We start from the raw sequence: 26,735 nt of genomic DNA, 5'->3' as shown, positions 1-26,735 counted from the left end.
GCCGCGACCGTGACGGACGCCAGGGGACCGGAGGGAGTGGCGCGGTGACCAGGAGCGGCAAGCCGTCGCGTGAGCGGATCGTGGCCGGGGCCGCGGACATGATCAGCCGGCGCGGACTGAGCGCCACGAGCATCCGGGAGATGGCCAAGCACGCCGAGGCGCCGCTCGGCTCGACGTACCACTACTTCCCCGAGGGCAAGCAGCAACTGGCCACGGAGGCGGTCCGGTTCACCGGCGAGTGGGTCGCGCGGAGCCTGCGCAAGGAGTTGGAGGCGGGGCCGGCGGCGGGTCTGAGCGCCTTCCTGGACCTGTGGCGCGGGATCGTGGTCGGGAGCGACTTCCACGCGGGCTGCCCGGTCCTGGCGGTGGCCATCGAGGAACCCCCGGCGGACGGGGTGCCGCCCGCGCTGGTCGCGGCGGCCGAGGTCTTCGAGCAGTGGCAGGCCCTGCTCGCCGCCTCCCTGCGGGAGCACGGCGCCGAGAGCGAGCAGGCCGCGCAGTTGGCGACACTCGTGGTGGCGGCCGTCGAGGGCACGGTGGCCATGTGCCGCGCCAAGCGCAGCACCCAGCCGCTGGATCACACCGCCGCACAGCTCCAGGCCCTCATCGCCGCCGCCACGCGGAGGTGACGCGGGGTCACGCGCCGAGCGCGGCGCGGACGGCCTTGGCCTTCTCCTCGGTGAACACACCGCTGTCGAGGAGGGAGAGGATGGACAGCACGCCGCCGCCGGAGCCCCAGCTGCCCTCGTCGACGACCCGGAAGTTCACCCACCAGGTCGGCGAGGGCCGCGCGAGCCCGCAGGCGTCGGCCAGTGCGGCGAGGACGCGTTCGATGACGGCGGCTCTGACCTCCTGCCGCCAGTCCCCGTCCATCACGGCCACGTCGACCACCATGACATCGGCGTCCGGACCGAGGTCGGACAGCAACCGCCCGCCGATCGCCACCATGTCCGCCTGACGCTCCACGAAGTGCACCTGGAACCCGCTCCGCGCGAGCGGGGCGAACTGCCCCACCTCCGGCACGAGGACCGCGTCCGTCAGCGTCTCGGCGAGCGTGCGACGCCGCTCCGGGCTCAGCCGTCCGGCCGGGGTGGTGACGGTGATGATCGTCATGCCCTGCTCCTATGACAGTCGTTATGGACGAGGGTCAGCGTACACGCTTCTATAACGACCGTCATAGCCGCTCGGCGGCGGGTGATCGGCGCCGTCCACCTCAGTTCGTGGGGGTCAGGAGTTGGGTGGCCGCCAGGTGTGCGTACAGCTCGTCCTCGGCCACCAGTTCCTCGTGGGTGCCGACGGCACGGACCCGTCCGGCGTCCATCACGACGATCCGCTCGGCGCCCGTCACCGTCGACAGACGGTGGGCCACCACCAGCACGGTGGTCTGCCGCGCCACCTCGGTGAGGACGTCCCGCAGTGCCAGCTCGTTGACGGCGTCGAGTTGCGAGGTCGCCTCGTCCAGCAGGAGCAGGCGGGGCTTGCGCAGCAGGGCGCGGGCGATGGCGACGCGCTGCCGCTCGCCGCCGGACAGCTTGGAGCCGCGGTGTCCGACCGGGGTGTCGAGGCCATGGGGCAGGCGCTCGACGAGGGTGTCGAGCTTGGTCCGGGCCAGGACGTCGCGGATGTCGTCGTCGCTCGCGCCGGGCGCCGCGAAGACCAGGTTCTCGCGGAGCGTGCCGGCCAGCACCGGGGCGTCCTGTTCGACGTAGCCGATCGCGGCCCGCAGCCGGGGCAGCGACCAGTGCCGTACGTCCTGTCCGTCGACGAGGACCCTGCCGCCGGTGACCTCGTGGAACCGCTCGATGAGCGCGAACACCGTCGACTTGCCCGCACCGGAGGGCCCCACGAAGGCCGTCGTCCCGCCGCCCGGAACCTCGAAGCTCACCTGGTGGTGGACGTGGGGCAGACCGGCGCGGTAGCGGAAGGACACGTCCTCGAAGCGGACCGACGCCGGGCCCGGCACCGCCGCCACCTGCCGGGGCGGGGTGTCCTGCCGCCCGATGACCGGCTCCGTCGCCAGACGTTCCACGGCCGCGATCCGGGAGATGGCCGCCGACCCCTCCTGGTAGGAGGACGCGGCGTCGACCAGCCGGGACACCGGCTCCATCAGATAGAAGAGGTACAGCAGGAAGGCGATGAGGGTGGAGACGGGGATCGCCCCGGACGCCACGCGCGCGCCACCGACGGCGAGCACCGCGAGGAAGGCCAGCTGGACGGCGAGTTCGTCGGCCGAGCCCGCCGCGGCCTCCCACCTCGCGCCCTTCACGCCGTGCCGCCAGGCCCGCCGTGCCGCCGCCTCCACGCGGGCGGTCTCCCGGCCCTCGGCGCCGGACGCCTTCACCGTACGGAACGCCCCGAAGGCCCGCTCCAGCGCGACGGAGATCTCCCCGACGGCCTGCTGCGACCGTTCGGTGGCCCGGGCGATCCGCGGCATCACCAGCGCGACGGCCCCGCCGACCAGCACGACCACGCCGAGCGTCACCCCCAGCAGCACGGCGTCGAGGAACGCCATCATCACGATCGCCGCGACGAACGCGACCGCGCCGGTGGCCGCGGAGACGACCGCCTGTGTGCTGACCGCCCGCAGCAGCGTCGTGTCCGAGGTGACACGGGACATCAGATCGCCCGGCGGGATCCGCTCGAACTCCGCGATCCGCAGCCGCAACAGCCTCCCCACCACGGTGCGTCGAGCGGCCAGCACCACCGACTCCGCCGTCCGCTCCAGCACATACGCGCCGTACGCCTCGACCGCCGTGCCCACCACCACCAGCGCGGTGAGCCCGATCAGGATCCCCGTGATCGTCCCGCCGGAGGCCATCCGGTCCACCAGCGCCTTCGTGGCCAGCGGCTGCGACAGCGCCCCTGCGGCCCCCACCAGGGCACACAACAGACCGAGCGCCACGGCCCACCGGTGGGGCCGGACATACGCGTACAGCGCCCTGACCGTCTCCCGGGCGGACAGGGACGTCTCGGGGGACTCCTCCGTCGTCGGAGCGGATGCGGTGTTCACCGGGTTCCCTTCCTCGGCGGTCCATGGCGGACCGGGCGTGCTCATGTGCCGGCTCAGCGGACGAGTCCGGCCGTTCCCGTGGCGAGGGCGCGTACCAGCGCTCCGGGGACCTCGGGGTGGACGACGACCAGGACGAGGGCGCCGGCCGCCAGCATCAGGCCGAGGAACTCCAGGAAGTCGCCCCGGCGGGGGACGACATCACGGCCGGGTACGTCGGCCGCTGACGCGAGGGCGGTGTCGGGCGCCTCGTGCCGCGCACGGTGTGTCATGCCTCCAGCCTGGAAGCCCCGCACCCGCACGCCCATCCGGCACCCGTCGGGTCCACCCCCGCCGAGTGGCGGAAGGAGGTCATCATCGGGTCGCACACAAGGCCGGGGCCGACGGAAAACGCGGCTGCCGGGGTCCGCTCGGGTCGGGTAGCGTGCGGGGCATGGCGAGTCCTGAGTCGGATGACGCGGGGGCTTTCGGTCACGCCGTCAGCCCCCTGAACCACTGAACGCGTAGCGCTGTCGTCGTACCGCCCTGAGCGGTGGGACAAGGCTGCGCGCGGGGCCGGCCGCGGTGACGAGACGACCTTCTCGTGCTTCTCCTCACCTCGGAGCCACTCGATGCCTCTCCCCCTGTATCTGCTCGCCGTGGCGGTCTTCGCCATGGGCACCTCGGAGTTCATGCTCGCCGGCCTCCTGCCGGGCATCGCCTCGGATCTCGGCGTCACGGTCGGGGCGGCGGGCACGCTCACGTCGGCGTTCGCGGTCGGCATGGTCGTCGGCGCTCCCCTGGTGGCCGCGCTCGCCCGCGAACGGCCCCCGCGCTCCGGCCTCCTCGGGTTCGTCCTCACCTTCGCGGCGGCTCATGTCGTGGGCGCCCTCACCACGAGCTTCGCCGTCCTGTTCGCCACGCGGGTCGTCGCCGCGGTCGCGAACGCCGGGTTCCTCGCCGTCGCCCTGACGGCCGCCGCTGCGCTGGTCCCGCCCGACCGGAAGGGACGCGCGCTGGCCGTGCTGCTGTCGGGCACGACGGTGGCCACGGTCGCCGGTGTCCCCGGCGGGTCGGTGCTGGGCACCTCGCTCGGCTGGCGGTTCACGTTCTGGGCCGTCGCCGCGCTCTGCCTGCCCGCCGCGCTCGGCATCCTGAAGGGGATCCCGGCAGGACACGGGAACGACGAGGCGACCGACCGGCCGTCCCTCACCGTCGAACTCGCCCAACTCGCCCGGCCACGGCTGCTCCTGGTGATGCTGCTGGGCGCACTGGTGAACGCGGCGACGTTCGGCGGCCTCACCTTCCTCGCCCCCGTGGTGACCGGCACCGCCGGGCTGGGCGAGTGGTGGGTCTCCGTCGCCCTGATGCTCTTCGGCGCCGGCGGCTTCGTGGGCGTGAGCGTCGCCGGCCGGCTCTCGGACCGGCGCCCGGCCGAAGTCCTCGCGGTCGGCGGACCGTTGCTGCTCCTCGGCTGGCCGGCCCTGGCACTGCTGGCGGACCAGCCGGTCGCGCTGTTGGTCCTCGTGTGCGTGCAGGGCGCCCTGTCGTTCGCGCTGGGCGGCACCCTGATCACACGCGTCCTCCACGAGGCGGCAGGGGCCCCCACCATGGCCGGCTCGTACGCGACGGCAGCGCTCAACATCGGCGCCGCCGTCGGCCCCGTCCTTGCCGCGACCACCCTCGGCACCCGGGCCGGGGTCCTCGGGCCGCTGTGGGCGAGCGGGCTCCTGGTCGCGGTCGCGCTGCTCGTCGCGCTCCCCCTCCGTACCGCCGTCGCGGCCCGCCGGGGCACGGAGGAGCGGGCGTGATCCCTCCCGGACGGGGGTGGTGGCTTCCCTAAGGGAGCGTGATGCCGAGGCGCTCCGCCAGTTCTCCGGCGGGGACGCCGTACGTCTGCCGGATCCGTACGCCGGCGGGGCCGACGTCGAAGACGCCGCAGTCCGTGTAGACGCGGCTGACGCAGCCGACGCCGGTGAGCGGATAGGTGCAGCGGGGCACGAGCTTCGGCTCACCGGAGCGGGTGAAGAGCGTCATCATCACGTAGACGTCCTTGGCTCCGATGGCGAGGTCCATGGCACCGCCGACGGCGGGGATGGCGTCGGGCTCACCGGTGTGCCAGTTGGCGAGGTCGCCGTCGAACGCCACCTGGTACGCCCCGAGGACGCACACGTCGAGGTGGCCGCCGCGCATCATCGCGAAGGAGTCGGCGTGGTGGAAGTACGCCGCGCCCGGCAGCTCGGTCACCGGGACCTTGCCGGCGTTGGTCAGGTCGGGGTCGACCGCGTCGCCCTCGGCCTTCGGCCCCATGTTGAGCATGCCGTTCTCGGTGTGCAGCACCACCCCGGAGTCGTCCGGCAGATGGTCGGCGATCTTGGTGGGCTGGCCGATGCCGAGGTTGACGAAGGCGCCCGCCGGGATGTCGCGTGCGATGACGGCGGCCAGCTCGTCCATCGAGAGCCGGTGGTCGGCGGTCATCGGCGGCACGGCATCCGCCCGACCGCTCGCCGGGGTCGCCCCCGCGGTCGTCGGTGTGGTGGTCATCGCGCCCCCTGCACGGTGTAGTGACGGGCCTCGACCTGGACGATCCGGTCGACGTAGATGGACGGGGTGGCCACGGCCTCGGGGTCGAGCTGCCCCGTCTCGACGACCTGGTCGACCTGGACGATGGTCGTCGTCGCGGCCGTGGCCATGACCGGTCCGAAGTTGCGGGCGGTCTTCCGGTAGACGAGGTTGCCCATCGTGTCCGCGCGGTGGGCGCTGATCAGCGCGTAGTCGCCCTTGATCGGGTACTCCAGCAGATACTTCCGGCCGTCGATCTCCCGCTCCTCCTTGCCCTCGGCGAGCGGGGTGCCGACCGCGGTCGGGCAGTAGAACGCGCCGATGCCGGCACCGGCCGCGCGCATCCGCTCGGCGAGATTGCCCTGCGGCACGACCTCCAGTTCGACCTTCCCGGCACGGTAGAGGTCGTCGAAGACCCAGGAGTCGACCTGGCGCGGGAAGGAGCAGAGCACCTTGCGCACCCGGCCGGCGGCGAGCAGCGCGGCGAGCCCGACATCGCCGTTGCCTGCGTTGTTGGACACGATGGTGAGGTCCTTCGCCCCCTGCCGGATGAGCGCGTCGATCAGGTCGAACGGCATGCCCGCCAGGCCGAAGCCGCCCACGAGCACGGTGGACCCGTCCTCGATGCCGGCGACCGCCTCGTCGGCGCTCCGCAGGATCTCCGCCCTGCTCATGCGTCCACCCCCGTCACATCGCAGTTCTCCAGGACGACGGCCAGACCCTGGCCGACCCCGATGCAGATCGCGGCGACGCCGTAGCGCTGCCTCGTCTCCCGCAGCACCTTGGCCAGCGTGCCGAGGATCCGGCCGCCCGAGGCGCCCAGGGGGTGGCCGATCGCGATGGCGCCGCCCTTCTGGTTGACGAGGGCGGGGTCGACCTTCCACGCGTCGAGGCAGGCGAGGGACTGCACGGCGAACGCCTCGTTGATCTCGACCGCGCCCACCTGGTCCCAGCCGATCCCGGCCCGGGCCAGCGCGCGGTTCGCCGCCTCGACCGGCGCGTAGCCGAAGTCCTGCGGCTCCAGCGCCATCACCCCGCGCCCGGCGATCCGGGCGACCGGGTCGGCCCCGATCGCCGCCGCGGCCCCCTCGCTGCCCAACAGCACCGCGGAGGCGCCGTCGTTGAGGGGGCTCGCGTTGCCCGCGGTGATGGTGCCGCCCTGCTCCGGGGTGCGGAACACCGGCTTGAGCCCGGCGAGCACCTCCGGTGTGGAGCCCGCGCGGATGCCCTCGTCACGGGTGAGGTCGACGCCCTCGACCGGCGCCACCAGATCGTCGTAGAAGCCCGACTCCCAGGCCGCGTGGGCGAGTCGGTGGGAGCGGGCGGCGAACTCGTCCTGCCGTTCACGGGTGATGCCGAAGCGCTCCCGGAGCCGCTCGTTGGACTCGCCGAGGCTGACCGTCCACTCCTTCGGCATACGCGGGTTGACCAGCCGCCAGCCGAGCGTCGTGGAGACCGCGGTGACGTCGCCGGCCGGGAACCCCTTCGCCGGCTTGGGCAGCACCCACGGGGCACGCGTCATCGACTCCACGCCGCCGGTCAGCACCACCTCGGCGTCGCCGGACTCGATCTGCCGGCTGGCCGTCATCGCCGCGTCGAGGCTGGACCCGCACAGCCGGTTGACCGTGCTGCCGGGCACGCTCACCGGGAGCCCGGCGAGCAGCGCGGCCATCCGGCCGACGTTGCGGTTCTCCTCGCCGGCGCCGTTGGCGTTGCCCCACACCACGTCGTCGATCGCGGCCGGGTCGAGCCCGGGCACCGTCGCGAGCGTCGAGGTGATCGCGGCGGCGGCGAGGTCGTCGGGGCGGACACCGGCCAGCGCGCCGTTGAAGCGGCCGAACGGCGTCCGCGTCGCGGCGTAGATGAAAGCACTCATGGAAGGGACGCTAATCCAGGGCCGCGATATTCTGAAGTACGCATATTCGACCCGATTGATATGGACGACATATGGATGGCGTATGGATCTGCGGCACCTGAGGTACTTCGTGGCGGTGGCCGAGGAGCGGCACTTCGGGCGGGCCGCCGAGCGGCTCCACATGGCCCAGCCGCCGCTGTCCCAGCAGATCCGGCAGCTGGAGGCCGAACTCGGTGTGCAGCTGCTCCGCCGCACCACGCGCCGTGTCGACCTCACCGAGGCCGGCCGCGCCTATCTCGCGCGGGCCCGCGCGATCCTCGCCGACGTCGACGAGGCCGGCCATCACGCCCGGCGCGTCGCCGCCGGCACGGTGGGGCACCTCGCGATCGGGTGCGTGGGCTCGGCGACGTACAGCCTTCTGCCCGCGCTCTCGCGGCGGCTGTCGGAGGCGCTGCCCGGTGTCGACTTCTCCTTCCGCGGCGAGATGCTCGCACCCGACCAGGTGGAGGCGCTGCGCACCGGCGCGATCGATGTCGCGCTGCTGCGCCCGCCGTCGGCCGATCCCTCGCTCACCGTGCACGCCCTGCGCCGGGACCGGCTCGTCGTCGCCGTCCCGGTCGACCATCCGCTCGCCCGCCGGAAGCGGCTGCGGGTGGCGGACCTGGCCGGGACCGACCTGATCGTGCACTCCGCCGACCGCCGGTCGGTGATGTACGACGTCGTGATGGCCCTCCTGCGCGGCGCCGGGGTCGAGCCGCGTGTCCGGCACGAGGTCGGCGAGACGTCGACGCTGGTCACGCTGGTGGCCGGGGGCCTCGGCGTGGCGGTGGTGCCCGAGCCGGTGACCGCGCTGGCGCTCGACGGTGTCGCGTACCTTCCGCTGGCGGGGGCCGACGCGCGCGTGGAGCTGGCCGTCGCCCACCGCGCCGACCGCGCGGAGCCGCACCTGGAACGCACGGTGGGGATCATCCGGGCGGCGTTCTGAGGGGACCTTCGCGGGGCGCGGCGCCCGTGCCGCACCGGCGGCGAGCGGCGGCGGCCCGGTCGGAGCTGCGGCGTGGACGAGATGCCCGCACGCTGGAGTCGGGGGCGCGCTGTCCACTGGGGCGGGGGAAGGAGGCCGACATGGCGAATGACCGGGGCAAGGGCAAGAGGCTGAAGAAGGGCGACAAGGTCGCCTGGAGCAGTCACGGCGGCCGGGCCGAGGGCGAGGTGGAGAAGGAGATCACCGAGCGGACGGAAGCCGCGGGCAGGACGGTGGACGCGTCGCCCGAGGACCCGCAGTACCAGGTCCGCAGCGAGAAGTCCGGCCGCTCCGCGGTGCACAAGCCGTCCGCGCTGAAGAAGAAGTGACGCCGCGTGGAGGGCACCGAGCGGAAAGAGACCTGGGACGAGTTCCGCGAGCTGGTCAACATGAGGCCGGCCGAGCTGGAGGAGTGGCTGGCTTCGGAGGAGTCGCGCGGCGCCGGGCAGCACAAGGACGGCGGCGAGTCCACGGGCCACGCCTCGGGGCGCCGGATCGTCGGCATCCTGCGCACGGCGAGGGGCGACCTCTCGGACGACGACTACCGGCACATGCGGAAGGTCGTCGGCTACATCCGGCGGCACCTCGCCCAACGACCCTCGGGAGACCCGAGGGACACCCGGTGGAGGTACTCGCTCATGAACTGGGGCCACGACCCACTGGCCTGACGGCCCCCGCGCGGCCGGGGCGGGACGCCAACCGGTGGCAGCCGACGCGGGGCGCTATCCGGCGCCCGGCGGCGGGGCGGGATCCTCGCCGCGCCCCCGGACCCCGTTGCGGAACTCGATCGGGGACTGGCCCGTGCGGTGTGTGAAGTACTTGCTGAACTGGGAGGGGTTGACGAAGCCGAGCTGCTCCGAGATCTGGGCCGCGGTCCGGTCCCCGTGCGCCAGCAGGCGTTTGGCCTCCAGTACGACCCTGCGGTCGACGAACTCCTTGGCGCTGGTTCCCGCGTTGGCCAGCGTCGCCCGGGAGAGGGTGCGCCCGGAGTAGCCGAGCGCGCGGGCGTAGTCCTCCACGCGCCGGGTGCGGGTGAAGTCCCGTTCGACCGCGTCACGGAACCGCAGGTACGTCTCGTCGGGGTCCGGTGCGGGAACGCCGACCGGGACCGTGAGGTGGGCGAGCCGCAGCAGGAGGACCGCCAGCAGATGCCGCAGGGCCGCCCTGTGCACCTCCAGCGGGAGATGGCCGAGCGCCTGGAACTCCTGGCTCAGGTGCTCCGCGGCCATGGCCACCGCCTGGACGTCGTCGGCGACGGGCGTGACGACGGCGGGGGTGTGCGGGTCGTCGACCCGGGCGGCGGTCGCGGTGGCCGCGTCGAGCACGTCCTGCTGGAACAGGACCAGCGTGCCCTCGACCCGGCCGAGGTCTCCCCACTGGTGCACCTGCCCGGGGCGCACCCACAGCCAGGAGCCGGGCCGCAGCACGTACTCGTCGAAGTCGACGGTGTTCCGCAGGTCGCCCGTCGTGAGCGTGAGCAGGTGGTGGAACTCCGGGCGCTGCGGGCGCGCCAGGGACCGCGCGGAGACCCGTCCGCGCAGCGCGGCCAGTGACATGACCTCGATCCCGGTGGGTGTGCCGGCGGGAGCGACGAAGGGGATCTTGACGATCTCCTGAGAGGAACCGTGTCGGTTTTTGGCCATCATCAGTCGGAAGTTTATCCGGGTTTTCTCGGGTTTCCTCATACGTTGGTCGTGCCGCCCGAGAAACCGGGGCTTCCCCGTGGCGGAAACCGGAAAGGACGTACGCGTCGTCACACCGAGGAGCACATCCGGGCGAGCGACATGGCGTACACGTTCCTGCGGGACAACCTCTACGCCGGGTTCGTCCCCGACCTCGTCGGCGAGGACGGCGTGATCCGGGGGCCGGCCGGCCGGGGGCGCGCCGCGTTCGTCGGCCAGGACGACATCGCCGAGGCGGCCGCCGCGGCGCTGAGCGACTCTGACGACCACGCGGGCCTCCTACGGCGCCCCGCCGTGGCAGCTCGACGCCTGGGTGTCCACGTACACGGCCATCGCGGCCGGCGAACTCGACGGTGTCAGCGATGCCGTGCCCCGCCTCACCGGCCACCCTGCCACGCCCCTCGCGGAGATCGTCCGCGGCCTCGTGGGCTGACCCCGGGGCAGACGCCCGCAGCCCTGTTCATTGCGCGCCTCCACCTGAGCCGACTGTCAGATTTTGAACACAAGAAGTCGCGATCTGAGCCGGTCGAGCCGCTGCTCGCGGCCTAATTTGAACACATCATCGTTCAACCGGCGTGGGTGGCCCGCCAGGCCCGTCCCGCGCAGGTCCGCACCCGAGGAAACAGTCATGAGCAACGCGAAGAACACCGTTCTCCAGGCCGCCGCAGAACTGTTCGGCGACAAGGATCCCTCCGCCGTGGACCGCTGGGTCGCCGCGAACTACACGCAGCACAGCGCGCTCGCCGCCGACGGCCCCGAGGCCCTGCGCGGGCTCGTCGCCTCCCTCGGCGAGGACTTCCGCTACGAAGGCGCCCGCGTCATCGCCGACGGTGACCTGGTCGCCCTGCACGGCACGTATCACGGCTTCGGGCCCGACCCGCTCGTCGCCTTCGACATCTTCCGCGTCGACGCCGACGGCAAGCTCGCCGAGCACTGGGACGCCCTGACGCCGCTGGTCGAGAAGACCGTCTCGGGCCGCTCCCAGACCGACGGCCCCGCCGAGGTCACGCGGGCCGACCTGACAGAGGCCAGCCGCGCCCTGGTCACCGAGTTCGCGAGGAAGGTCCTCGTGGGCGCCGACTACTCGGTGCTCACCGACTACATCTCCACCGAGACCTACCACCAGCACAACACCGAGGCGGCCGACGGCCTCGACGGTTTCGGCGCGGCCGCGGCCGCGTGGGCCGAGCAGGGCAAGAACCTCGTCTACAAGAAGGTCCACCGCGTCATCGCCGAGGGCGAGTTCGTGCTGACGCAGTCCGAGGGCGAGTTCGGTCCGGCGGTCGCCTACTACGACCTGTTCCGCGTGGCGGACGGCAGGATCGTCGAGCACTGGGACGTCATCGTCCCCGTACCGGCCGAACTCCCGCACGGCAACGGCCTGTTCTGACCGGTCGCTGGACGACCTCCCGGACGCCACGACGTTCCCGGCGGACCGGCCGGCCCCGTCGCCGTGCCGGGCGAGGCTCTAGCCTAGGCGTATGTCGCCGATCCCCGCTGACGCCGGCCGTGCCGCCCCCGTCGGAGCCCGTCGTGCCCTGATGACGGGATTCAGCGGTGGTGGGGCCGGCGAGGTGAGGCGGTCGGGCGCGCGGTTGCGGGTGACGGTGGACGCTCTGCGCGCGGCCAAGGCCCAGAGCCCGGAACTCTTCTCGTATCTGCTCGGCGGGACCGTCGACGAGGAGACGGCGCGGGCCGCGGCGGCGGACGGGGTGCCCGCGGCGTTCCTGGACTTCTGTCGGGTGCTGGACGGGGCGAGCTGCAGCCCGTCGGTGCAGCTCTTCGGCCTGGAGGAGGCCCTCGGGCACCAGTTCTACTGCGATCCGGTCGTCGACTGCGTCCTGCCGCTCTCCCCGGAGAGGCTGTTCTGCGTCGGCCTGATCCATGAGACGCCGGTCTACGTCGACCGGGCGGACGGCGGTGTCCTCGGCATCCCCGACGAGCACCGCGAATGGCCGGACGCCGAGCGCTTCGAGCATCTGGCGGCCAGCCTGGAGGAGTTCTTCGTGGAGCGGCTGGCGACCGCCGCGTACATACGGATCGGGCTGGTCGACGACGAGTCGGCGGAGCACGACGAGTGGTTGACCCTGCTACGGCGGGCGGGGCTCGCGACCTGACCCCGCGTCGGCGCGCCTCACAGGGCGATCAGCCCCGCCGCCGTCTCCCTGAAGCCGCACGCGTCGAAGTAGAACGGCCGCAGACGCTCCTCGAAGTCGACGTGCAGCCAGGCGCAGCCCGCGTCGCGGCTCCCTTCCGCCGCCGCCCTGATCAGCTCCGCCCCCACCCCGTTCGAGCGGGCGGCGCGGGCCACGACCGTGTCCAGGACGAACGCGTGGGCGCCCCCGTCCCAGGCGACGTTGACGAAGCCGACCAGCCGGCCCCGCTCGTCCCGGGCGCAGACCCAGCCGAGGCTGTGGCGCCGCAGCCTCGCCGCCCAGTCCGTCCGGCCGACGGGGTGGCCGAACCCCTCCGCGTGCAGCTCGTTGAGAGCGGGGTTGTCGACGTCGCCCCGCCACTCGTACGTGATCGTCATGGCGCAACCGTAGTGAACGGTGATCGTCCGGGGCGGGGGCCGGAGCGTTCGAGGATCGTCGCGCAGGCGGGGGTGGCGGTGCAGGTCGGGGCGGGGTGGGTGCGGGGCAGGAGGGTGTTGGCCCGGAACTCCAGGTCGTGGGGGTCGCCGCAGTCGGGGGCGGGCGGCCAGCCGCCGGGGTAGGGCCGGCGGGGCAGCCAGTCGGGGACGGCGTCGTCCCAGAAGTTGCCGTGGTAACGGACGTGCCGCACCGGGCGGTTGCCCCACTCCTCGCTGCACCCGCCGATGGAGGCCCGGTAGTGGTAGACGGCGTTGTGGCGCACGGTCATCCAGTTGCTGCTGTCGTCGGTGTAGATGCCGACGTTCCACACGCCGTACCGGCTGTCGGTGACCGCGTTGTCGCTGACCACGAGGCCGTCGGCGTACGAGGTGCCCTGTTCGCCGCGGAGGTAGATGCCGCCGCCGTCGGCCAGCAGCCGGTTCGTGGCGAAGACCCGGTTGCCGACGATGCGGCCGCCCCGCATCAGGCCCCGCAGGTCCTCGCTGGGGCCGGAGAGGATGCCCGTGTACGGCACATGGTCGACCTGGTTGTGCGCGATGGTCGTCTCCCGGCCGCCGGTGTCCCAGATACCGGACGCGGCGTGGTACTCGGCCGCGATGTGGTGGATCCAGTTGTCGGTGATCCGGTTGCCGCGGTTCGTCCCCTTGGTGTCGGGCGGCAGGACTCCCAGGACGACACCGCCGTCCGAGATGTCGGTGAAGACGTTGCCGACGACGCTGTTGTGGGAGCTGTTCGTGGACAACTCCAGCCCTTGCGCGCCGAGTCGGACGAACCGGTTGCCCTGGAAGGTGATGCGCTCGGCGGTCCTGAAGGCGATGTTCCCCGGCACCGTACGGGCCTCCATCGCGCCACCCGCCCCACGGCCGGGCCTCATGTACATGCTCCACGCGGCGACGAAGCCGGCCCGCTCGTTCGGCGCCAGCCAGGTCGCGTCGGCGAACGTCAGTCCCCGGAAGGTCATGTCGTGCACCGGGCGTCCGGGGCGTCCGGTGCCGCTGAGCAGGGTCTCCAGAACGGGCGCCACCACCGGTGTGCGGCGCATGTCCTGGCCGGGCGCCGGCCGGTAGAGGAGCCGGTGGCGGCCGGGCCGGGAGCGGTCGAGGTACCAACTGCCGGGCCGGTGCAGGAAGTCGGGCGCGTTCTCGACGAAGGACGGCTCGCCGAGGGACTCCTTTCCGTACAGGTCGCGGGCCAGTTTCCAGCAGGTCCGCTCCATGGTGACCGTGGTCCGCCTCCCCGGCCCCCGGGAGATGTCCGCGACGCCGCAGCGGCCCTCCACGTAGTCGAAGCGGTACACCAGTTCCAGGTCCTCCGGGTGGCGCCAGGACCGGGGGATCGCGCTGGTGGTGGTGTAGCCGGTGTCGGTGGTCCGCAGCTCGCCCGGCAGACCCGAGCCGAGACCCGCCCGGGTCGCCCGCCGGCCGTCGACGTACAGCTGGCGGGTCTCCAGGCCGCCGACGTCCGCCCGCCACACCCCCTCCCGCTCCGGGTCCGGCCGCCATCCCGTGACGGGCCGGCCCCCGCTGAGCGTCACCTTCTCCTGGCCCGGCGTCCCGAAGCCGTACGCCTGGTAGACCACACGGTGCCCGCCCCGGCCGGAGTCGTCGCCGGTCATCCGCAGCGGGGCGGGGAGGCGGTACGTGCCGCCCCGCAGGTTCACCACGATGTCCGAGGTCATCCCTTCCGCGCGGGCCCTCACCGCCCGCTGGGCGCGGGCCGGGGTGGCGAACGGGCGGTCGATCGTGCCGGGCCAGTCGTCGTCGCCCCAGGTCGCCACGTACAGCTGGACCGCGGGGCGGTCGCCGCCGGTCGCGGCGGCCGTGGGGGCCGCCGTCCACGGGACGCAGACCGCCGCCACCCCCGCCCACACGGTGACGCCGAGGCGGTGACGCCGTCGTCGCCCCCGTTCCGCGTGTGCCCGTACATCCGTCATGGGCCTGCTCCTCCGCTCGTCGGGGCCTCCATCGTCGAGGCGGAGCGGCGGCGGGCGGATCGGCCGATCGTCGCTGCCGGGCCGACTTCGGTAGCCGTTCCCGCCCGCACCGGCCAACCCTCGTCGCGCCCGGCGCGCCCTACGCCGGGGACGGGCCCATGCGAAGGTGACCGGCGGAGACGCGCGGGACCTGTCGGACGGGTGGGACGGGTGGGACGTGTTGGCCGGGCCGGACCGGTGGGATGGGTGGGAAAAGTCGGAGGGGTGAAGGGGTCACAGGGCGAGGCTCATCAGGATGGCGTCCCGGTCGTCGCCGGGCGCGATGCGGAGCGCGCCCGGCCAGCGGCCGACCTCCTCCCAGCCCACCTTGCGGTAGAAGTCCTCCAGCCCCACCCCGCCGCGGGTCGAGAGTTGCAGGCGCTCCAGGCCCATCTCGTCCCGTGCGATGTCATGGACGCGGTGCATCAGCCCGGCGCCGATGCCGAGGCCCCGGAAGCGCGGATGGGTCTGGACGTGGTTGACCGTGCCGCAGTGCGCGCCGAGCGGGTGCGGTTCGCGGCGGAGGACCAGCCAGCCGGCGAGCGAGCCACCGACGGTGGCCACGAGGAGCCTGCCGCGCCCCGGATGCAGGGTGCCGACGAGTCCGTCGACGACGGGCGCGACGTCGTGCGTGCTCACCGGCAGCGGCGGGAACTCCGTGGCGAGCACCGCGCCGCCCGCGTTGGCCACGTCCTCCCAGCAGTCGGTGAGTTCCTTCCGCAGGTCCGGGGTGACGTCGCCGGGCCGGGTGAACTGCGCGAACCGAGGGGATCTCTGCACCGTCATGTCCGTCAGCGTGGCAGAACCACCGGCGACGCGCGGGTGAAGGGCGCGGGAGGGGAGCGCCTGAGGGTCACCGCCCGAGTGCGGGACGTGGCGCCGGCCGTGGATATGCTCGCCGTCCGGCGCCCCGGCCCGGCCGTAAGCGCACGCGGCCCGAACCCTGGCGCCGAGGCCCGCAGGACGACCGAAGACAGCGAGAACAACACCGTGACCACGTACGACTACGAGAAGGACGGCGCGGAGATCTACCGCCAGTCCTTCGCCACCATCCGCGCGGAGGCCGACCTCGCGGCCCTGCCCGCCGACGTGAGCCAGGTGGCCGTCCGGATGATCCACGCCTGCGGCATGGTCGACCTCGTACGGGACCTGGCGTACTCGCCGGGGGTCGTGGCCCGCGCCCGCGAGGCGCTGCGCGCGGGGGCACCCGTGTTCACGGATGTCCGGATGGTGGCCAGCGGAGTGACCCGCAAGCGGCTGCCCGCCGACAACGACGTGGTGTGCGCGCTCGCCGACCCCGCCGTCCCCGAGTTGGCGGCGAAGCTCGGCACCACGCGCAGTGCCGCCGCGCTCGAACTGTGGCGGGACCGGCTGGAGGGCTCGGTCGTCGCCGTGGGCAACGCGCCGACCGCCCTGTTCCGCCTCCTGGAGATGATCGAGGAGGGCGCGCCCCGGCCCGCCGCCGTCATCGGAGTCCCGGTCGGCTTCGTCGGCGCCGCCGAGTCCAAGGACGCGCTGGCCGCGAACCCCCTGGGGCTGGAGTACCTCGTCGTACGCGGCCGGCGCGGCGGCAGCGCCATCGCCGCCGCCGCGCTCAACGCCCTCGCGAGCGAGGAGGAGTGAGGGCGCCCGGGTCCGGCGAGGCCCCACGGCGAACGTGACCGGGGGTCAGCGGCCCGTGAGGTGCTCGCCGATCCAGCGAACCGCCGTCTCGGGGTCCGCCGCCACGGGGACGCCGTCGAGCACCGGGGGCCTGCGGACCACGACCACGGGCAGGCCGGCCTCGCGCGCGGCGGTGAGCTTCGGTGCGGTGGCCGCTCCCCCGCTGTCCTTCGTCACGAGCACGTCGACGCGGTGGTGGCGCAGCAGCGCGCGCTCCCCGTCGAGGGTGAAGGGACCCCGGTCGAGGAGGACCTCCATGCGGGCCGGTTGCGGGGCCTCGGGCGGTTCCACGGACCGTACGAGGAACCACAGCTCGTCGAGGCCGGCGAAGGCGCCCAGGCCCAGACGTCCGGTGGTGAGGAACACCCGCCGGCCGAGTGCGGGCAGCAGGGTCGCGGCGTCCGCCAGGGACGCGGCCTCGTGCCAGTCGTCACCGTCCGCCGGGACCCAGCCGGGGCGGCGCAGGGCGAGCAGGGGAACATGGGCGTCGGCGGCGGCCCGCGCCGCGTGGAAACTCATGGTCCCGGCGAAAGGGTGGGTGGCGTCGATGAGCGCGTCCACCCGGTGCTCCCGCAGCCACGCGGTGAGGCCCCCGGCTCCGCCGAAGCCGCCGACGCGGACCTCGCCCGGGGGCAGCCGCGGGCCGGTGACCCGTCCGGCGAGAGAGCTGGTCAGGGTCAGGCCGGGCATGCCGTGGAGGAGTTCGGCCAGGCGGCGGGCCTCCGCGGTTCCGCCGAGTATCAGTACGTGCATGGGGGTCCGGGTCCGTTCATGAACAGCAGTGACGAGCAGCGCGGCGGTGGGCCGGCCGGTACGGCGAAGGGCGGTCGCGCGGCCCAACTCAAGCACACCGGGCTGCGGCCCGGCTGGACCACCGGCGCCTGCGCGACGGCGGCGACGACGGCCGCGTACACCGCCCTGCTCACCGGGGAGTTCCCCGACCCGGTGACGATCACCCTGCCGAAGGGGCAGACCCCGTCGTTCGCACTCGCCGCCGAGGAGCTGACGGACGCGTACGCCATGGCGGGCGTCGTGAAGGACGCGGGCGACGACCCGGACGTCACGCACGGCGCGCTGGTCCGGGCCACGGTACGGCGGCTGCCCGCCGGGGCCGGGGTCGTCTTCAGGGCCGGTCCCGGCGTCGGCACGGTCACCCGCCCCGGTCTGCCCCTGCCCGTCGGCGAACCCGCCGTGAACCCCGTGCCCCGCCGGATGATGCGCGAGCACGTCGCCGAGGTCGCGGAGCGGTGCGGCGGCAGCGGCGACGTCGAGATCACCGTCTCCGTCGACCACGGCGAGGAGATCGCCCGCTCCACCTGGAACCCCCGGCTCGGCATCCTCGGCGGTCTGTCGATCCTCGGCACCACCGGAATCGTGGTGCCGTACTCCTGCTCCGCGTGGATCGACTCCATCCGGCGGGGCGTGGACGTGGCGCGGGCGGCGGGCCGTACGCATGTCGCCGGGTGCACGGGGTCCACGTCGGAGCGGACGGTCGTCGCCGAGTACGGGCTCCCCGAGGACGCGCTGCTGGACATGGGTGACTTCGCGGGCGCGGTCCTCAAGTACATCCGCCGCCACCCGGTCGACCGACTGACGATCTGCGGCGGCTTCGCCAAGCTCTCGAAGCTCGCCGCCGGCCACCTCGACCTGCACTCCGGCCGCTCCCAGGTCGACAAGGGCCTCCTCGCCGAGCTGGCCCGGCGGGGCGGCGCCGACGGGACGCTGGCCGCGGAGGTGGCCGCCGCCAACACCGGGCTCGCCGCCCTCCAGCTGTGCGCCGCGGTCGGCGTACCGCTGGGTGACCTGGTGGCGACGGCGGCCCGCGACGAGGCCCTGACGGTCCTGCGCGGGGCACCGGTCGCCGTCGACGTCATCTGTGTCGACCGGGCGGGCACGGTGGTGGGCCGCAGCACCGTCGCCTGACGACGACGGGGAGCACGGTCGCCCGGCGACGGGGCGCCGCGGTCACAGGAAGGCCATGTCCGGGAGCGCGGCGGACGCGTTCAGCTCGGCCCAGACCGTCTTGCCGTGACGGGCGTGGCGGGTGCCCCAGCGCTCCGCGAGCTGGGCGACGAGGAGGAGACCGCGCCCTCCCTCGTCGAAGACCCTGGCCCGGCGCAGGTGGGGGGTGGTGCTGCCGGCGTCGGAGACCTCGCACAGGAGCGTGCGGTCGTGGATCAGCCGCAGTCCGATCGGGGGCCGGCCGTAGCGAATGGCGTTGGTGACCAGTTCGCTCACCACCAGCTCCGCCAGGAAGTCCAGCTCCTCCAGTCCCCACAGGGCGAGTTGACGCGCGACGTTCGCCCGGGCCAGCCCCACGGCCGCCGGGTCCGCCTCCAGGTCCCAGTGGGCGACCTGCTCGGCGCCGAGGGCGCGGGTACGGGCCAGCAGCAGGGCCACGTCGTCCGGCGGACGCGGGGGAAGCAGTGATCCCAGTACGGCGTCGCAGGTGGCCTCCAGGGACGCGGCCGGCCGGACGAGGGCATCGCGCAGTCGGGCGAGCCCCTCGTCGATGTCGTGGCCCCGCGCCTCCAGGAGACCGTCGGTGTACAGGGCGAGCACCGTGCCCTCCGGCCACTCGACCTCCACCGACTCGAACGGCAGACCGCCCAGCCCGAGCGGCGGCCCGGGGGGCAGATCGAGAACGTCCACGACACCGTCCGGGGCGACCACGACGGGCAGCACGTGTCCCGCCCTCGCGAGCGTGCAGGACCGCGACACCGGGTCGTAGACGGCGTAGACGCACGTGGCCCCGACGACTCCGACGGACTCGGCGCCGACGGGGGCCAGGGTGGGGGATGGCGACGGGCGCGGGGAGGGGGCTCCGAAGGGGTGCGGAAGGGGTGCGGCGGGCCCGGGGGGAACAGCTCCCGAGGTCACCGGGGGCGTTGATCCGGTGGCCCCGCCGCCGGCGGAGGCGGAGATCCCGCTCCCGAGGTCCCCAGCCCGAGGGCTCCCCGAGGGCAGCCCACGGCCCGCCGCCGCCCGCGCACCGGCACCCTCCGACCGCCCGCCCCCTCCCGGCGACCGCGCGTCGGCCCTGTCCCCGGACCCGGCGTCGGCCCTGGCGTCGCCCGCCTCCCCCTGCCGCGCCCCTCGCCCCCTCCGCTCCTGCCCCTGCCCCTGCCCCTGCTCCTCTTCGTCCTCCTCCCCTTCCCCCTCCGCCTCGGCGGACAGGCGGATGACGACGTCGTCGAGGTGGGTGAGGAGTTCGTCGGGGGGCAGGTCGATGTCGGCGAGGGTGCGTACGGCGGTGCGGAGGCGGCCCATGGTGGCGGCGGCGTGGATCCCGTGGCCGACGACATCGCCGACGACGAGGGCGACGCGGGCCCCGGAGAGCGGGATGACGTCGTACCAGTCGCCGCCGACGCCGGCCCTGTCACCGGCCGGCCGGTAGCGGCAGGCGACCTCGACGGCGGACTGCGGTGGCGTACGGGACGGGAGAAGGCTGCGCTGGAGGCTGATCGCGGTGGCGCGGGCGTGCGTGTACCGGCGGGCGTTGTCGACGGCGACCGCCGCCCTCGCCGCGATCTCCTGGGCGAGGAGCAGGTCCTCGTCGTCGAACGCGTCGGACGCGGGGGCGCGGAAGAACTGCGCCACCCCCAATATGGCGCCCCGGGCGCGCAGCGGCACGACCAGCGTGGAGTGCGCCGACGGGGGCGACGGGGCGGACGGGACGGGAGGGACCGACGCTCCCCGGGGGGCCGGTCGGGCCGGATGGACCAGGTCGGGGGGCCCACCGTCGAGGCGGTGCCGGAAGGGGTGCCCCGTGGCGAGGGCGCGCGCCGGGAGCGAACCGGCGGGGAAGGTGTGCGGCTCGGGGAGCGCGACCTTCGTCGCCGAGCCGACGGCGGCCCCCTGTTCGAGGGCGGCCCCGCGACGGAGCTCGGACCCGGCGGACCCGGACCCGGCACCGGCCCCGCCCCCCGAGGCCCCGGCCTCGGAGTGCTCCTCCGGCGCCGCCGACGTCCTGCGGGCGAGACGGCGCAGGACGAGCGGGTCCTCCGGTGGGGTGTCGTGGCCGTGCAGCGCGGAGTCGATGAGGTCGACGGTGACCAGGTCGGCGAAGGAACGGTCGGCCAGGCCGGCCAGCGGCTCCGTGGCGAATTCCGCGAGTTCCTGGGTGGTCTGGGCGATGTCCAGGGTCGTACCGATGCGGACGCTCGCCTCGTTCACCAAGGACAGCCGCCCCCGCAGCCGGTGCTCGCGTTCCTCCTCGTACGCCACCACACCCTGCTCCGACGAGCGGTCCACGTAACCGGTGGCCGTGACGATCAGTCGCCGGGCGGCCTCGCTGATCAGCGTGGCGTCGTCCGTGAGCCGGGCCATCCCTTCGAGCAGCCGGTCGAGCATGACGCCCTGCCCCAGCCGGAAGGCCCGCAGCACCACGCTGACGGGTACGCCGTGCCGGGCCAGCCGCCGTACCCGGGTCAGCTCCGCGATCGGCTGCTCCACGGCACGGGGATCGACACCGTGTTCGAGTGCGGAGAGGACGACGACCACGTGCCGCGCGACGTTCTGCGACGTCATGGCGTCCGAGTACGTCCAGAGGTCGGGCAGCTCACTGCGCAGGCACCGCTCCACCTCGGCGATCAGCTCGTCCGCCTTCGAACCGAGCTCGCGCGCGACACGGGACACAAGACCGTCAGCCGTGAGGTCCACCTTCTCGACGTTACGCCGGGACGCCCGGAGGGTGCGCGTCCTGGGGCTCCCCCTGGCTCACCGGGGGCGGGGGGAGACGGACCCGGACCGGAGACGGGCCCGGACCGGACACGGGCCCGGATCGGAACCGGCCACCGGGCCCCCGCACTCGGCCGGATAGGGTGACGACGCGAATCGAACGTACGCAGGGCTGGCGGAGGCACGTGGTGTCGGACGTAGGGCGGCTCGTCGCCGGGCGCTATCGGCTCACGGAGCAGATCGGCCGCGGCGGCATGGGCACGGTGTGGCGGGGCGAGGACGAGGTCCTCGGCCGTCAGGTCGCCCTCAAGCAACTCCATGTGCAGCCGCACCTGGCCCCCGAGGACCTGGCCCGGCTGTACGAGCGCACCCGCCGCGAGGCCCGCAGTGCCGCCCGCGTCGCGCACCCGAATGTGATCGTCGTCCATGACGTCGTCGACGACGAGGTGGACGGCGACGGCCGGCCCTGCATCGTCATGGAGTACGTCCCGGCGCCCACCCTCGCCGACCTCCTCACCGACGGCCGGACGGTGTCGCCGGAGGAGGCGGCCCGGATCGGCCTCGGCATGATCGCCGCGCTGCGCGCCGCGCACGCCGCCGGCGTACTGCACCGGGACGTCAAGCCCGGGAACGTCCTGCTCGGCGCGGAGGGCCGGGTCGTCCTCACCGACTTCGGCATCGCGATGACGGCCGACGCCTCGACGCTCACCAGGACCGGCGAGATGGTCGGCTCCATCCACTACATGGCCCCGGAACGCATTCGAGGCCAGAAGCCCGGCCCCGCCTCGGACCTGTGGGCGCTGGGCGCGACGCTGTACCAGGCGGTGGAGGGCCGCCCGCCGTTCCGCCGCCTGACCGCGATGGAGGCCGCGTACGCCATCGCCGTCGACCCGCTGGAGCCCCTGAAGCAGGGCGGCGCCCTGGAACCCCTCATCGAGGCCCTGCTGGTCAAGGACCCCGAGGAACGGCCCACCGCGGAGCAGACGGAGCAGGCGCTGCGAGCCGTGCTGTCCGGCACGACGACCACACTGCCCAGGCCGTCCGCCACGGGCACCGCGGGACCCCACGGGCCGCACGGTGACACGGGCCGGCACACCACCACGGCGGGAGGCCCCACCCTCACGCGACCGGGAACGGGAACGGGACCGGGAACGGAACCGGAACCGGGAACCGGGTCGGTGCCGCGCCGTGGCCGTCGCACGCGGCGTCGCGTCCTCGTCACGCTCGCCGTCGCCGTGACCGTGGCCGCGACGGTGATCGGGGCCACCCTCTACGCGGCGTCGAACCCCGATTCGAACGCCACTCCGGACGCCACCGGTGGCTCCCCCACCCCGTCCTCCTCGCCCCCTCCCCTGCCCGACGGCTACCACCTGGTCAAGGACAAGAGCCTCGACGCGTCCTTCCCCGTCCCGGACGGCTGGAAGGTCGCTCAGCGGACCTCGGAAACGGTCGTCTACGTCGACGGGAGGGGCCTCGTCCGCCTCGAGATCGGAGTGGTCGACCCAGCCGGTTCGCACCCCATGACCCACTTCAAGGACATCGAGGCGAACACCAAGCTCAACTACCCCGGTTCGTACCGCAAGCTGCGCATGCAGAAGACGACGCTGCGGGGGCAGCCGGCCGCCGTCTGGGACTTCACCTTCCGGGGGCGTGCCCGGACCTTCCGCGCCATCGACCTCGGCTTCGGGCGCGAGGGCGAGCGGGAGTACGACATCCTCCTCTCGGCACCGGACCTGGAGTGGGACACGTACCGTCCCGTCTTCGACAAGGTGAGGGACGGCTTCATCACCTCCGCGTCCTGAGGCCGGTCGCCCGCGGCACCGACGGCCGGGCGTCGCCCTCGGACGGACGAATGCGGGCCGGGAGCCCGGTCCGCCCGTACCTCTGGGCGCATGACGCTCGCTCTCTCCCTGTCACGCATCGCCCTGGCCGTCCTGTCGGCCGTGGCCCTGGGCTTCGCGGGCCACGACGCCGCGACGTCGGCGACCGGCCTCGTGGACTTCTTCAGCCACTTCACGATCCTGAGCGCCATGGCGGCGTGCGTCGTCCTGCTGGCCTCGGGTGCCGCGGGGTTGCGCGACACGCGGGGAGGGCGCGGGGTGCCGGACATGGCGCGGGGTGCGGTGGTGCTGTACATGGCGGTCAGCGGGTTCGTGTACGGGCTGGTCGACACCGGGTTCCACGACACGCTGATGCCGTCGTGGGCGGACCATGTGCTGCACCAGGCGCTGCCGCTGGTCATGATCGCCGACTGGCTGGTGGACCCGCCGCGCCGCCGCGTCCGCTACCCGAGCGCCGCGTCCTGGCTGCTCCTCCCCCTCCTCTACGTCGGCTACAGCCTGGTCCGGGGCGCGGTGACCGACTGGTACGCGTACCCGTTCCTGGACCCGGACCGGGGTGTCGGCGGCTACGGCCGGGTCACCGTGGCCTGTCTGCTGCTGGCGGTGCTGTTCGTGGCGCTCGGCGCGCTGGTGGTCAAGGCGGGCAACACCGCCGGGGCACGCCGCCGCCCACGGGAGTTCCGGGGCGGATCCCACCGCCGGACGGGGCCCCGGTGAGATCGCCCCACGGCGAGGCGGGACCCTCGCCCCGGGGGGACCCGCGACCGGGGGGAGGTACCCCCCTAGCGCTCCCTCGGCGCCACGTGGAGCCGGAACCCGGCGACCTCGTGGGCGGGCCAGGAGCGGGCGTACGCGGGCGGGGTGCCGTCCGTGGGCACGAGGGTGGCGACCGGGACTCGTTCGGCGGTGCGCAGGATGCCATCACGGGTGATGTTGGCGTTGTTGCCGCGGACGGCGGCGGAGGCGCAGCCGGCGTAGAACGCGATGGGGATGGCGTGGTCGCCGGTGAGCAGGCACGGCGGCCGTACGCCCAGCCGTCGCAGGTCGGCGGCGACCCGGTCCCAGTCGCGGTGCGAGGCGCTGGTGCGGTCGACGGTCCGCTTCAGCACCGTGTACTGCACCCCCAGGTGCGCGACGAGCACCAGCGCCACGAGCGTCCCCGCCACCGGCCGCCACGCACCGCCCGGCCCGGTGACCAGGCTCAGGAGGCCGTCGGCGAGGGGGATCGCGAGCAGGGCGTACGCGGGGAGCAGGAACCGGGGCGCGGCGTAACCGATGAAGAAGAGGTAGGGCAGGGCGGCGGTCGTGGCACAGGCCAGCAGGAGCAGCGTGGGCGTCCGACGGCGTGCCCGGACGGCCACGGCCACCCCGACCGCGGCGAGCACCGGCAGGGCGAACCACCAGGCGTAGACCGCCACGTGCGGCAGTTCCCCGGAGCAGGGGCGGCACAGCGTGCGCCCGGCCAGGCCGCGCAGCTGATCGTCGACGGCGATGTGCCAGCCCAGTCCGCCCTGGACGCGGGACGCGTCGTCCAGCCGCCGGACGAGTCCCCCGTACCGGACGTACGCCTCGATCACCCAGGCCCCGGCGCCGGTGCCGAGTCCGGCCGCCATCGCCGCCGCCGGCCGGGGCTGCCGCCACCCGCGCGCCCGGACCGACATGAGCAGCAGCGGCACGCAGACCCACACGGCGTCCGTGGGCCGCATCCAGGCCATCAGCGCGGTACCGGCGGCGGCGCCCCAGAGGGGCGTAGGGCGGTGCGCGTAGGGCGGGGTGGTTGCCTGGGCCTTGGCCTGGAGGAAGCATCCGGCGGTGACGAGGGCGCCGATCGCGACCCAGTAGTTGGGCATGGCCTGGGGCCCGTAGAAGAGGGTCACCCACAGCGTGGCGAACAGGGCGCCCGCGAGCGCCAGCACCCGCGGGGGGAACAGCCCGTGCCACACCCGCAGCCCGAGGTAGAGCCCCGCCCCGGACAGCACGGCCAGATAGACCCGCAGCAACTCGGTGGACGACGACCACACGGCGACCGGTGCGACGAGCAGCGGGACACCACGGGCGCGTGGCGCGCTGAAGAACGCGGCCGGGGCGTGCGGGCTGACCTGACTGACGTACACCGACTCGTCCCAGCCCAGCCCCATCCCCGGTGCGACGAGGACGAGTTGGGCGAGCGTGAACGCGCCGGCCACGGCGGCCAGCGGAGCGAGGACCGGCGAGGCGGCGGGCGGCGCCGTGACGGGTGCGAGGAGCGGCGGGGCGTTGGAGGTGATGTGCATGACCCATCCCGATGGCACAAGACGACAGAAAGCCGAAGATCCTCTTGACCGACAGAAGGATCAGCCACCGCCCGGGACCACCCGGGCACGCCGCACCGACCGCCGGAGGCGATCACCCGGCTGCCCCGGACGCCATCACCCGGCTGACGGCCCTCCAGGCCCTCGCGACCGGCCTGGCGCCTGGCCCGCGGGTGCCTGGATCGACGCGTGGGACGGAGACGCTGGGCCGGTCCGACCAACTCGACTATCGGCCACGGGGAGTACACCGTCCGGAGGCATCTGACGGGTAGTGATACGCATCACTCACGAGCCGTCACCCTCCGTACTACCCCGAACGGGTGATCATGCCGCCACCCTGCCGTCAGGCATGACAGAAGGACGGCAGCAGCACAGCATGGACACCATCGCGTTACACCCTGACCCTCACCTCCGCACCATGTTTTCCTCGCTCCACAGGCGCCCCAAAGCCTGGTGCACTACCTTGGGGCCTGACCAGCCGAGCGGCCCACATAGACCCATTACTCGCCACACCTAGCCAGAACGGCTGAGCAACTACTAGGAGCGGGGCCTGCCTTGCGCGATGCTGGGATGTCCCGCACTCCAGTCCACAGTCGCTGGCAACGGGAGGGCATCGGGTGGTTGGGACAGTGAGAACAAAGCCCGGTGGGCGTGTGATCACTTACGAGGCATGGGGTGATCCCGGCGCCCATCCGGTATTCCTGCTGCACGGAACACCCGGAAGTCGACTGGGCCCCCGGCCCCGCACGTTCGATCTCCACAAACTGGGTGTCCGACTCATCGCCTACGACCGCCCGGGGTACGGCGGCTCGGACCGCCACCCGCACCGGAGGATCCTCGATGCCGCCGAGGACGTGGCCGTCATCGCGGGACACCTGAAACTGGACCGCTACTCGGTCGTGGGCAGATCGGGCGGCGCGCCGCACGCCCTGGCCTGCGCCGCGCAGAACATCGACAGCAAGGTGGCGAGCGTCGCCGCGTTGGTCTCATTGGCGCCACCGGATGTCGACGACCCGGAATTCGACTGGTTCAGCGGCATGTCGGAGTCCAATGTATCCACCTATCGCCTGCTCGACCCCTTCTCGCTGGACCCCACCGCTCTGGGCGAGCTTCTTGCCCGCAACGCCGAGATGATCCGGCAGGATCCTCGGCTCTTCCTCCAGTCCCTCCACGTGGAGATGCCGGACGTGGACAGAGTGATCGTCGAGGATGCGGGGATCCGCAAGCTTCTCCTCATCAACTACTACTCGGCAGTGGACCGGACCGAGCAGGGCGAGGGCGGGGCGGTGGATCAACTGCCCCCGATGGGCTGGGTGGACGACCTGGTCGCCTTCCGTTCCTCCTGGGGATTCAAGCTGGACGAGATAGAGGGCGACATCCCGGTACTGCTCTGGCACGGGGAACACGACGTCTTCGCGCCCATGGCGCACTTCGAGTGGCTGGCCAGGAAGATGCCCAAGGCCCAAGCCGTGGTCCAGCCCTCCGCCGCCCACTTCGCGGCACTGAACGCCCTGCCCCGCGTGCTCGCCTGGGTTCGCGACAAGGCCCGTTGACCGCTCCGGCACCCGCCGCTCCGGTACCCGCCG

25 protein-coding genes are annotated in these 26,735 nt (G+C 73.4%); 12 read left to right on the top strand and 13 right to left on the bottom strand.

Annotated elements, in window-relative coordinates; all coding sequences use genetic code 11:
- Nucleotides 1-44 precede the first annotated feature (44 nt).
- The gene (locus SMA5143A_RS02500) at nucleotides 45-629 is read left to right on the top strand and encodes a TetR/AcrR family transcriptional regulator (protein ID WP_181361686.1); all 585 of its coding nucleotides are present in this window, start codon (nucleotides 45-47) and stop codon (nucleotides 627-629) included.
- Nucleotides 630-636: 7 nt separating this feature from the next.
- On the opposite strand, the gene SMA5143A_RS02495 is transcribed toward SMA5143A_RS02500, so the two are convergent.
- The 3 genes from SMA5143A_RS02495 to SMA5143A_RS02485 form a co-directional block, all read right to left on the bottom strand.
- Nucleotides 637-1,113, bottom strand: a complete 477-nt coding sequence (locus tag SMA5143A_RS02495) for a tautomerase family protein (protein ID WP_107461172.1) — start codon at nucleotides 1,111-1,113, stop codon at nucleotides 637-639.
- A 100-nt stretch (nucleotides 1,114-1,213) separates the two neighbouring features.
- Nucleotides 1,214-3,010 (bottom strand): ABC transporter ATP-binding protein, encoded by a 1,797-nt coding sequence (locus tag SMA5143A_RS02490; RefSeq protein ID WP_107461171.1) that lies wholly within the window; start codon nucleotides 3,008-3,010, stop codon nucleotides 1,214-1,216.
- 53 nt (nucleotides 3,011-3,063) lie between these two features.
- Nucleotides 3,064-3,279 (bottom strand): hypothetical protein, encoded by a 216-nt coding sequence (locus tag SMA5143A_RS02485; protein WP_107461170.1) that lies wholly within the window; start codon nucleotides 3,277-3,279, stop codon nucleotides 3,064-3,066.
- Between the two features lie 339 nt (nucleotides 3,280-3,618).
- On the opposite strand from SMA5143A_RS02485, the gene SMA5143A_RS02480 reads away from it, so the two are divergent.
- Nucleotides 3,619-4,797, top strand: a complete 1,179-nt coding sequence (locus SMA5143A_RS02480) for a Cmx/CmrA family chloramphenicol efflux MFS transporter (protein WP_107461169.1) — start codon at nucleotides 3,619-3,621, stop codon at nucleotides 4,795-4,797.
- 28 nt (nucleotides 4,798-4,825) lie between these two features.
- Here SMA5143A_RS02480 and SMA5143A_RS02475 read toward each other — a convergent pair whose 3' ends face one another.
- The 3 genes from SMA5143A_RS02475 to SMA5143A_RS02465 are packed head-to-tail and all read right to left on the bottom strand — an operon-like array spanning nucleotide 4,826 to nucleotide 7,424.
- Nucleotides 4,826-5,530 carry a CoA-transferase gene (locus tag SMA5143A_RS02475; RefSeq protein WP_107461168.1) on the bottom strand — a complete coding sequence of 235 codons (705 nt, stop codon included), beginning with the start codon at nucleotides 5,528-5,530 and terminating at the stop codon, nucleotides 4,826-4,828.
- Entirely contained in the window at nucleotides 5,527-6,222 is a 696-nt protein-coding gene (locus SMA5143A_RS02470) for a 3-oxoacid CoA-transferase subunit A (protein WP_107461167.1), read from the bottom strand. Before SMA5143A_RS02470 ends, SMA5143A_RS02475 begins: the two co-directional genes overlap by 4 nt.
- Entirely contained in the window at nucleotides 6,219-7,424 is a 1,206-nt protein-coding gene (locus SMA5143A_RS02465; RefSeq protein WP_107461166.1) for a thiolase family protein, read from the bottom strand. Before SMA5143A_RS02465 ends, SMA5143A_RS02470 begins: the two co-directional genes overlap by 4 nt.
- A gap of 82 nt (nucleotides 7,425-7,506) precedes the next feature.
- Here SMA5143A_RS02465 and SMA5143A_RS02460 point away from each other — a divergent pair, with 82 nt between their 5' ends.
- The 3 genes from SMA5143A_RS02460 to SMA5143A_RS02450 all read left to right on the top strand — a co-directional run bounded on the left by SMA5143A_RS02460 (nucleotide 7,507) and on the right by SMA5143A_RS02450 (nucleotide 9,095).
- Complete coding sequence (locus tag SMA5143A_RS02460) at nucleotides 7,507-8,388, top strand: LysR substrate-binding domain-containing protein (RefSeq protein ID WP_107461165.1); 882 nt, start codon at nucleotides 7,507-7,509, stop codon at nucleotides 8,386-8,388.
- 140 nt (nucleotides 8,389-8,528) lie between these two features.
- The gene (locus SMA5143A_RS02455; protein WP_099967784.1) at nucleotides 8,529-8,756 is read left to right on the top strand and encodes a DUF2945 domain-containing protein; all 228 of its coding nucleotides are present in this window, start codon (nucleotides 8,529-8,531) and stop codon (nucleotides 8,754-8,756) included.
- A 6-nt stretch (nucleotides 8,757-8,762) separates the two neighbouring features.
- Nucleotides 8,763-9,095 (top strand): DUF3140 domain-containing protein, encoded by a 333-nt coding sequence (locus tag SMA5143A_RS02450; RefSeq protein WP_107461164.1) that lies wholly within the window; start codon nucleotides 8,763-8,765, stop codon nucleotides 9,093-9,095.
- A gap of 54 nt (nucleotides 9,096-9,149) precedes the next feature.
- On the opposite strand, the gene SMA5143A_RS02445 is transcribed toward SMA5143A_RS02450, so the two are convergent.
- Nucleotides 9,150-10,073, bottom strand: coding sequence for a helix-turn-helix domain-containing protein (locus SMA5143A_RS02445; protein ID WP_181361685.1), 924 nt, complete (start codon nucleotides 10,071-10,073; stop codon nucleotides 9,150-9,152).
- Nucleotides 10,074-10,737: 664 nt separating this feature from the next.
- Here SMA5143A_RS02445 and SMA5143A_RS02435 point away from each other — a divergent pair.
- Together SMA5143A_RS02435 and SMA5143A_RS02430 are read left to right on the top strand one after the other, a co-directional pair.
- On the top strand, nucleotides 10,738-11,499 hold the full coding sequence (locus tag SMA5143A_RS02435) for a nuclear transport factor 2 family protein (protein ID WP_107461163.1): 762 nt from the start codon (nucleotides 10,738-10,740) through the stop codon (nucleotides 11,497-11,499).
- Nucleotides 11,500-11,590: 91 nt separating this feature from the next.
- Nucleotides 11,591-12,226, top strand: a complete 636-nt coding sequence (locus tag SMA5143A_RS02430; protein ID WP_258193238.1) for a hypothetical protein — start codon at nucleotides 11,591-11,593, stop codon at nucleotides 12,224-12,226.
- Between the two features lie 17 nt (nucleotides 12,227-12,243).
- On the opposite strand, the gene SMA5143A_RS02425 is transcribed toward SMA5143A_RS02430, so the two are convergent.
- From SMA5143A_RS02425 to SMA5143A_RS02415, 3 genes are all read right to left on the bottom strand, one after another.
- Nucleotides 12,244-12,642 (bottom strand): GNAT family N-acetyltransferase, encoded by a 399-nt coding sequence (locus tag SMA5143A_RS02425; RefSeq protein ID WP_107461162.1) that lies wholly within the window; start codon nucleotides 12,640-12,642, stop codon nucleotides 12,244-12,246.
- Nucleotides 12,639-14,636 (bottom strand): right-handed parallel beta-helix repeat-containing protein, encoded by a 1,998-nt coding sequence (locus SMA5143A_RS02420; protein WP_107461161.1) that lies wholly within the window; start codon nucleotides 14,634-14,636, stop codon nucleotides 12,639-12,641. Before SMA5143A_RS02420 ends, SMA5143A_RS02425 begins: the two co-directional genes overlap by 4 nt.
- Before the next feature lie 273 nt (nucleotides 14,637-14,909).
- On the bottom strand, nucleotides 14,910-15,461 hold the full coding sequence (locus SMA5143A_RS02415) for a GNAT family N-acetyltransferase (RefSeq protein WP_107461160.1): 552 nt from the start codon (nucleotides 15,459-15,461) through the stop codon (nucleotides 14,910-14,912).
- Between the two features lie 204 nt (nucleotides 15,462-15,665).
- Between SMA5143A_RS02415 and SMA5143A_RS02410 the strand changes: the two genes are divergently transcribed.
- Entirely contained in the window at nucleotides 15,666-16,298 is a 633-nt protein-coding gene (locus tag SMA5143A_RS02410) for a precorrin-8X methylmutase (RefSeq protein ID WP_107461197.1), read from the top strand.
- Nucleotides 16,299-16,343: 45 nt separating this feature from the next.
- Here SMA5143A_RS02410 and SMA5143A_RS02405 read toward each other — a convergent pair whose 3' ends face one another.
- Complete coding sequence (locus tag SMA5143A_RS02405; RefSeq protein WP_107461159.1) at nucleotides 16,344-17,090, bottom strand: cobalt-precorrin-6A reductase; 747 nt, start codon at nucleotides 17,088-17,090, stop codon at nucleotides 16,344-16,346.
- A gap of 18 nt (nucleotides 17,091-17,108) precedes the next feature.
- Here SMA5143A_RS02405 and SMA5143A_RS02400 point away from each other — a divergent pair, with 18 nt between their 5' ends.
- Entirely contained in the window at nucleotides 17,109-18,260 is a 1,152-nt protein-coding gene (locus SMA5143A_RS02400; RefSeq protein WP_107461158.1) for a cobalt-precorrin-5B (C(1))-methyltransferase, read from the top strand.
- Nucleotides 18,261-18,302: 42 nt separating this feature from the next.
- Here the strand turns inward: SMA5143A_RS02400 and SMA5143A_RS43665 are convergent, their stop codons facing one another.
- Entirely contained in the window at nucleotides 18,303-20,999 is a 2,697-nt protein-coding gene (locus tag SMA5143A_RS43665) for an ATP-binding SpoIIE family protein phosphatase (protein WP_258193236.1), read from the bottom strand.
- Between the two features lie 203 nt (nucleotides 21,000-21,202).
- Between SMA5143A_RS43665 and SMA5143A_RS02385 the strand changes: the two genes are divergently transcribed.
- A complete protein-coding gene (locus tag SMA5143A_RS02385) occupies nucleotides 21,203-22,819 on the top strand; it encodes a serine/threonine-protein kinase (RefSeq protein WP_107461157.1) in 1,617 nt (538 codons plus the stop codon).
- 90 nt (nucleotides 22,820-22,909) lie between these two features.
- On the top strand, nucleotides 22,910-23,575 hold the full coding sequence (locus SMA5143A_RS02380) for a Pr6Pr family membrane protein (protein ID WP_107461156.1): 666 nt from the start codon (nucleotides 22,910-22,912) through the stop codon (nucleotides 23,573-23,575).
- 65 nt (nucleotides 23,576-23,640) lie between these two features.
- Here SMA5143A_RS02380 and SMA5143A_RS02375 read toward each other — a convergent pair whose 3' ends face one another.
- Nucleotides 23,641-25,131: a hypothetical protein gene (locus SMA5143A_RS02375; protein ID WP_107461155.1), complete on the bottom strand. Its 1,491-nt coding sequence runs from the start codon at nucleotides 25,129-25,131 to the stop codon at nucleotides 23,641-23,643.
- 635 nt (nucleotides 25,132-25,766) lie between these two features.
- Here SMA5143A_RS02375 and SMA5143A_RS02370 point away from each other — a divergent pair.
- On the top strand, nucleotides 25,767-26,702 hold the full coding sequence (locus SMA5143A_RS02370) for an alpha/beta fold hydrolase (RefSeq protein WP_107461154.1): 936 nt from the start codon (nucleotides 25,767-25,769) through the stop codon (nucleotides 26,700-26,702).
- Nucleotides 26,703-26,735: the final 33 nt, after the last annotated feature.

Source organism: Streptomyces sp. MA5143a (assembly GCF_900290235.1).
Classification (GTDB): domain Bacteria; phylum Actinomycetota; class Actinomycetes; order Streptomycetales; family Streptomycetaceae; genus Streptomyces.
Note: the sequence above shows the minus strand (reverse complement) of the source record. Positions and strands in the feature narration are given on the sequence as shown.

Bases quoted from the DNA above. Each gene is read 5' to 3' on its own strand.
- SMA5143A_RS02375 (WP_107461155.1), bottom strand. From the start codon at position 25,131: ATGCACATCACCTCCAACGCCCCGCCGCTCCTCGCACCCGTCACGGCG.
- SMA5143A_RS02445 (WP_181361685.1), bottom strand. From the start codon at position 10,073: ATGATGGCCAAAAACCGACACGGTTCCTCTCAGGAGATCGTCAAGATC.
- SMA5143A_RS02480 (WP_107461169.1), top strand. From the start codon at position 3,619: ATGCCTCTCCCCCTGTATCTGCTCGCCGTGGCGGTCTTCGCCATGGGC.
- SMA5143A_RS02460 (WP_107461165.1), top strand. From the start codon at position 7,507: ATGGATCTGCGGCACCTGAGGTACTTCGTGGCGGTGGCCGAGGAGCGG.
- SMA5143A_RS02430 (WP_258193238.1), top strand. From the start codon at position 11,591: ATGTCGCCGATCCCCGCTGACGCCGGCCGTGCCGCCCCCGTCGGAGCC.
- SMA5143A_RS02420 (WP_107461161.1), bottom strand. From the start codon at position 14,636: ATGACGGATGTACGGGCACACGCGGAACGGGGGCGACGACGGCGTCAC.
- SMA5143A_RS02485 (WP_107461170.1), bottom strand. From the start codon at position 3,279: ATGACACACCGTGCGCGGCACGAGGCGCCCGACACCGCCCTCGCGTCA.
- SMA5143A_RS02405 (WP_107461159.1), bottom strand. From the start codon at position 17,090: ATGCACGTACTGATACTCGGCGGAACCGCGGAGGCCCGCCGCCTGGCC.
- SMA5143A_RS02465 (WP_107461166.1), bottom strand. From the start codon at position 7,424: ATGAGTGCTTTCATCTACGCCGCGACGCGGACGCCGTTCGGCCGCTTC.
- SMA5143A_RS02455 (WP_099967784.1), top strand. From the start codon at position 8,529: ATGGCGAATGACCGGGGCAAGGGCAAGAGGCTGAAGAAGGGCGACAAG.
- SMA5143A_RS02400 (WP_107461158.1), top strand. From the start codon at position 17,109: ATGAACAGCAGTGACGAGCAGCGCGGCGGTGGGCCGGCCGGTACGGCG.
- SMA5143A_RS02380 (WP_107461156.1), top strand. From the start codon at position 22,910: ATGACGCTCGCTCTCTCCCTGTCACGCATCGCCCTGGCCGTCCTGTCG.
- SMA5143A_RS02435 (WP_107461163.1), top strand. From the start codon at position 10,738: ATGAGCAACGCGAAGAACACCGTTCTCCAGGCCGCCGCAGAACTGTTC.
- SMA5143A_RS02425 (WP_107461162.1), bottom strand. From the start codon at position 12,642: ATGACGATCACGTACGAGTGGCGGGGCGACGTCGACAACCCCGCTCTC.
- SMA5143A_RS02495 (WP_107461172.1), bottom strand. From the start codon at position 1,113: ATGACGATCATCACCGTCACCACCCCGGCCGGACGGCTGAGCCCGGAG.
- SMA5143A_RS02475 (WP_107461168.1), bottom strand. From the start codon at position 5,530: ATGACCACCACACCGACGACCGCGGGGGCGACCCCGGCGAGCGGTCGG.
- SMA5143A_RS02415 (WP_107461160.1), bottom strand. From the start codon at position 15,461: ATGACGGTGCAGAGATCCCCTCGGTTCGCGCAGTTCACCCGGCCCGGC.
- SMA5143A_RS02470 (WP_107461167.1), bottom strand. From the start codon at position 6,222: ATGAGCAGGGCGGAGATCCTGCGGAGCGCCGACGAGGCGGTCGCCGGC.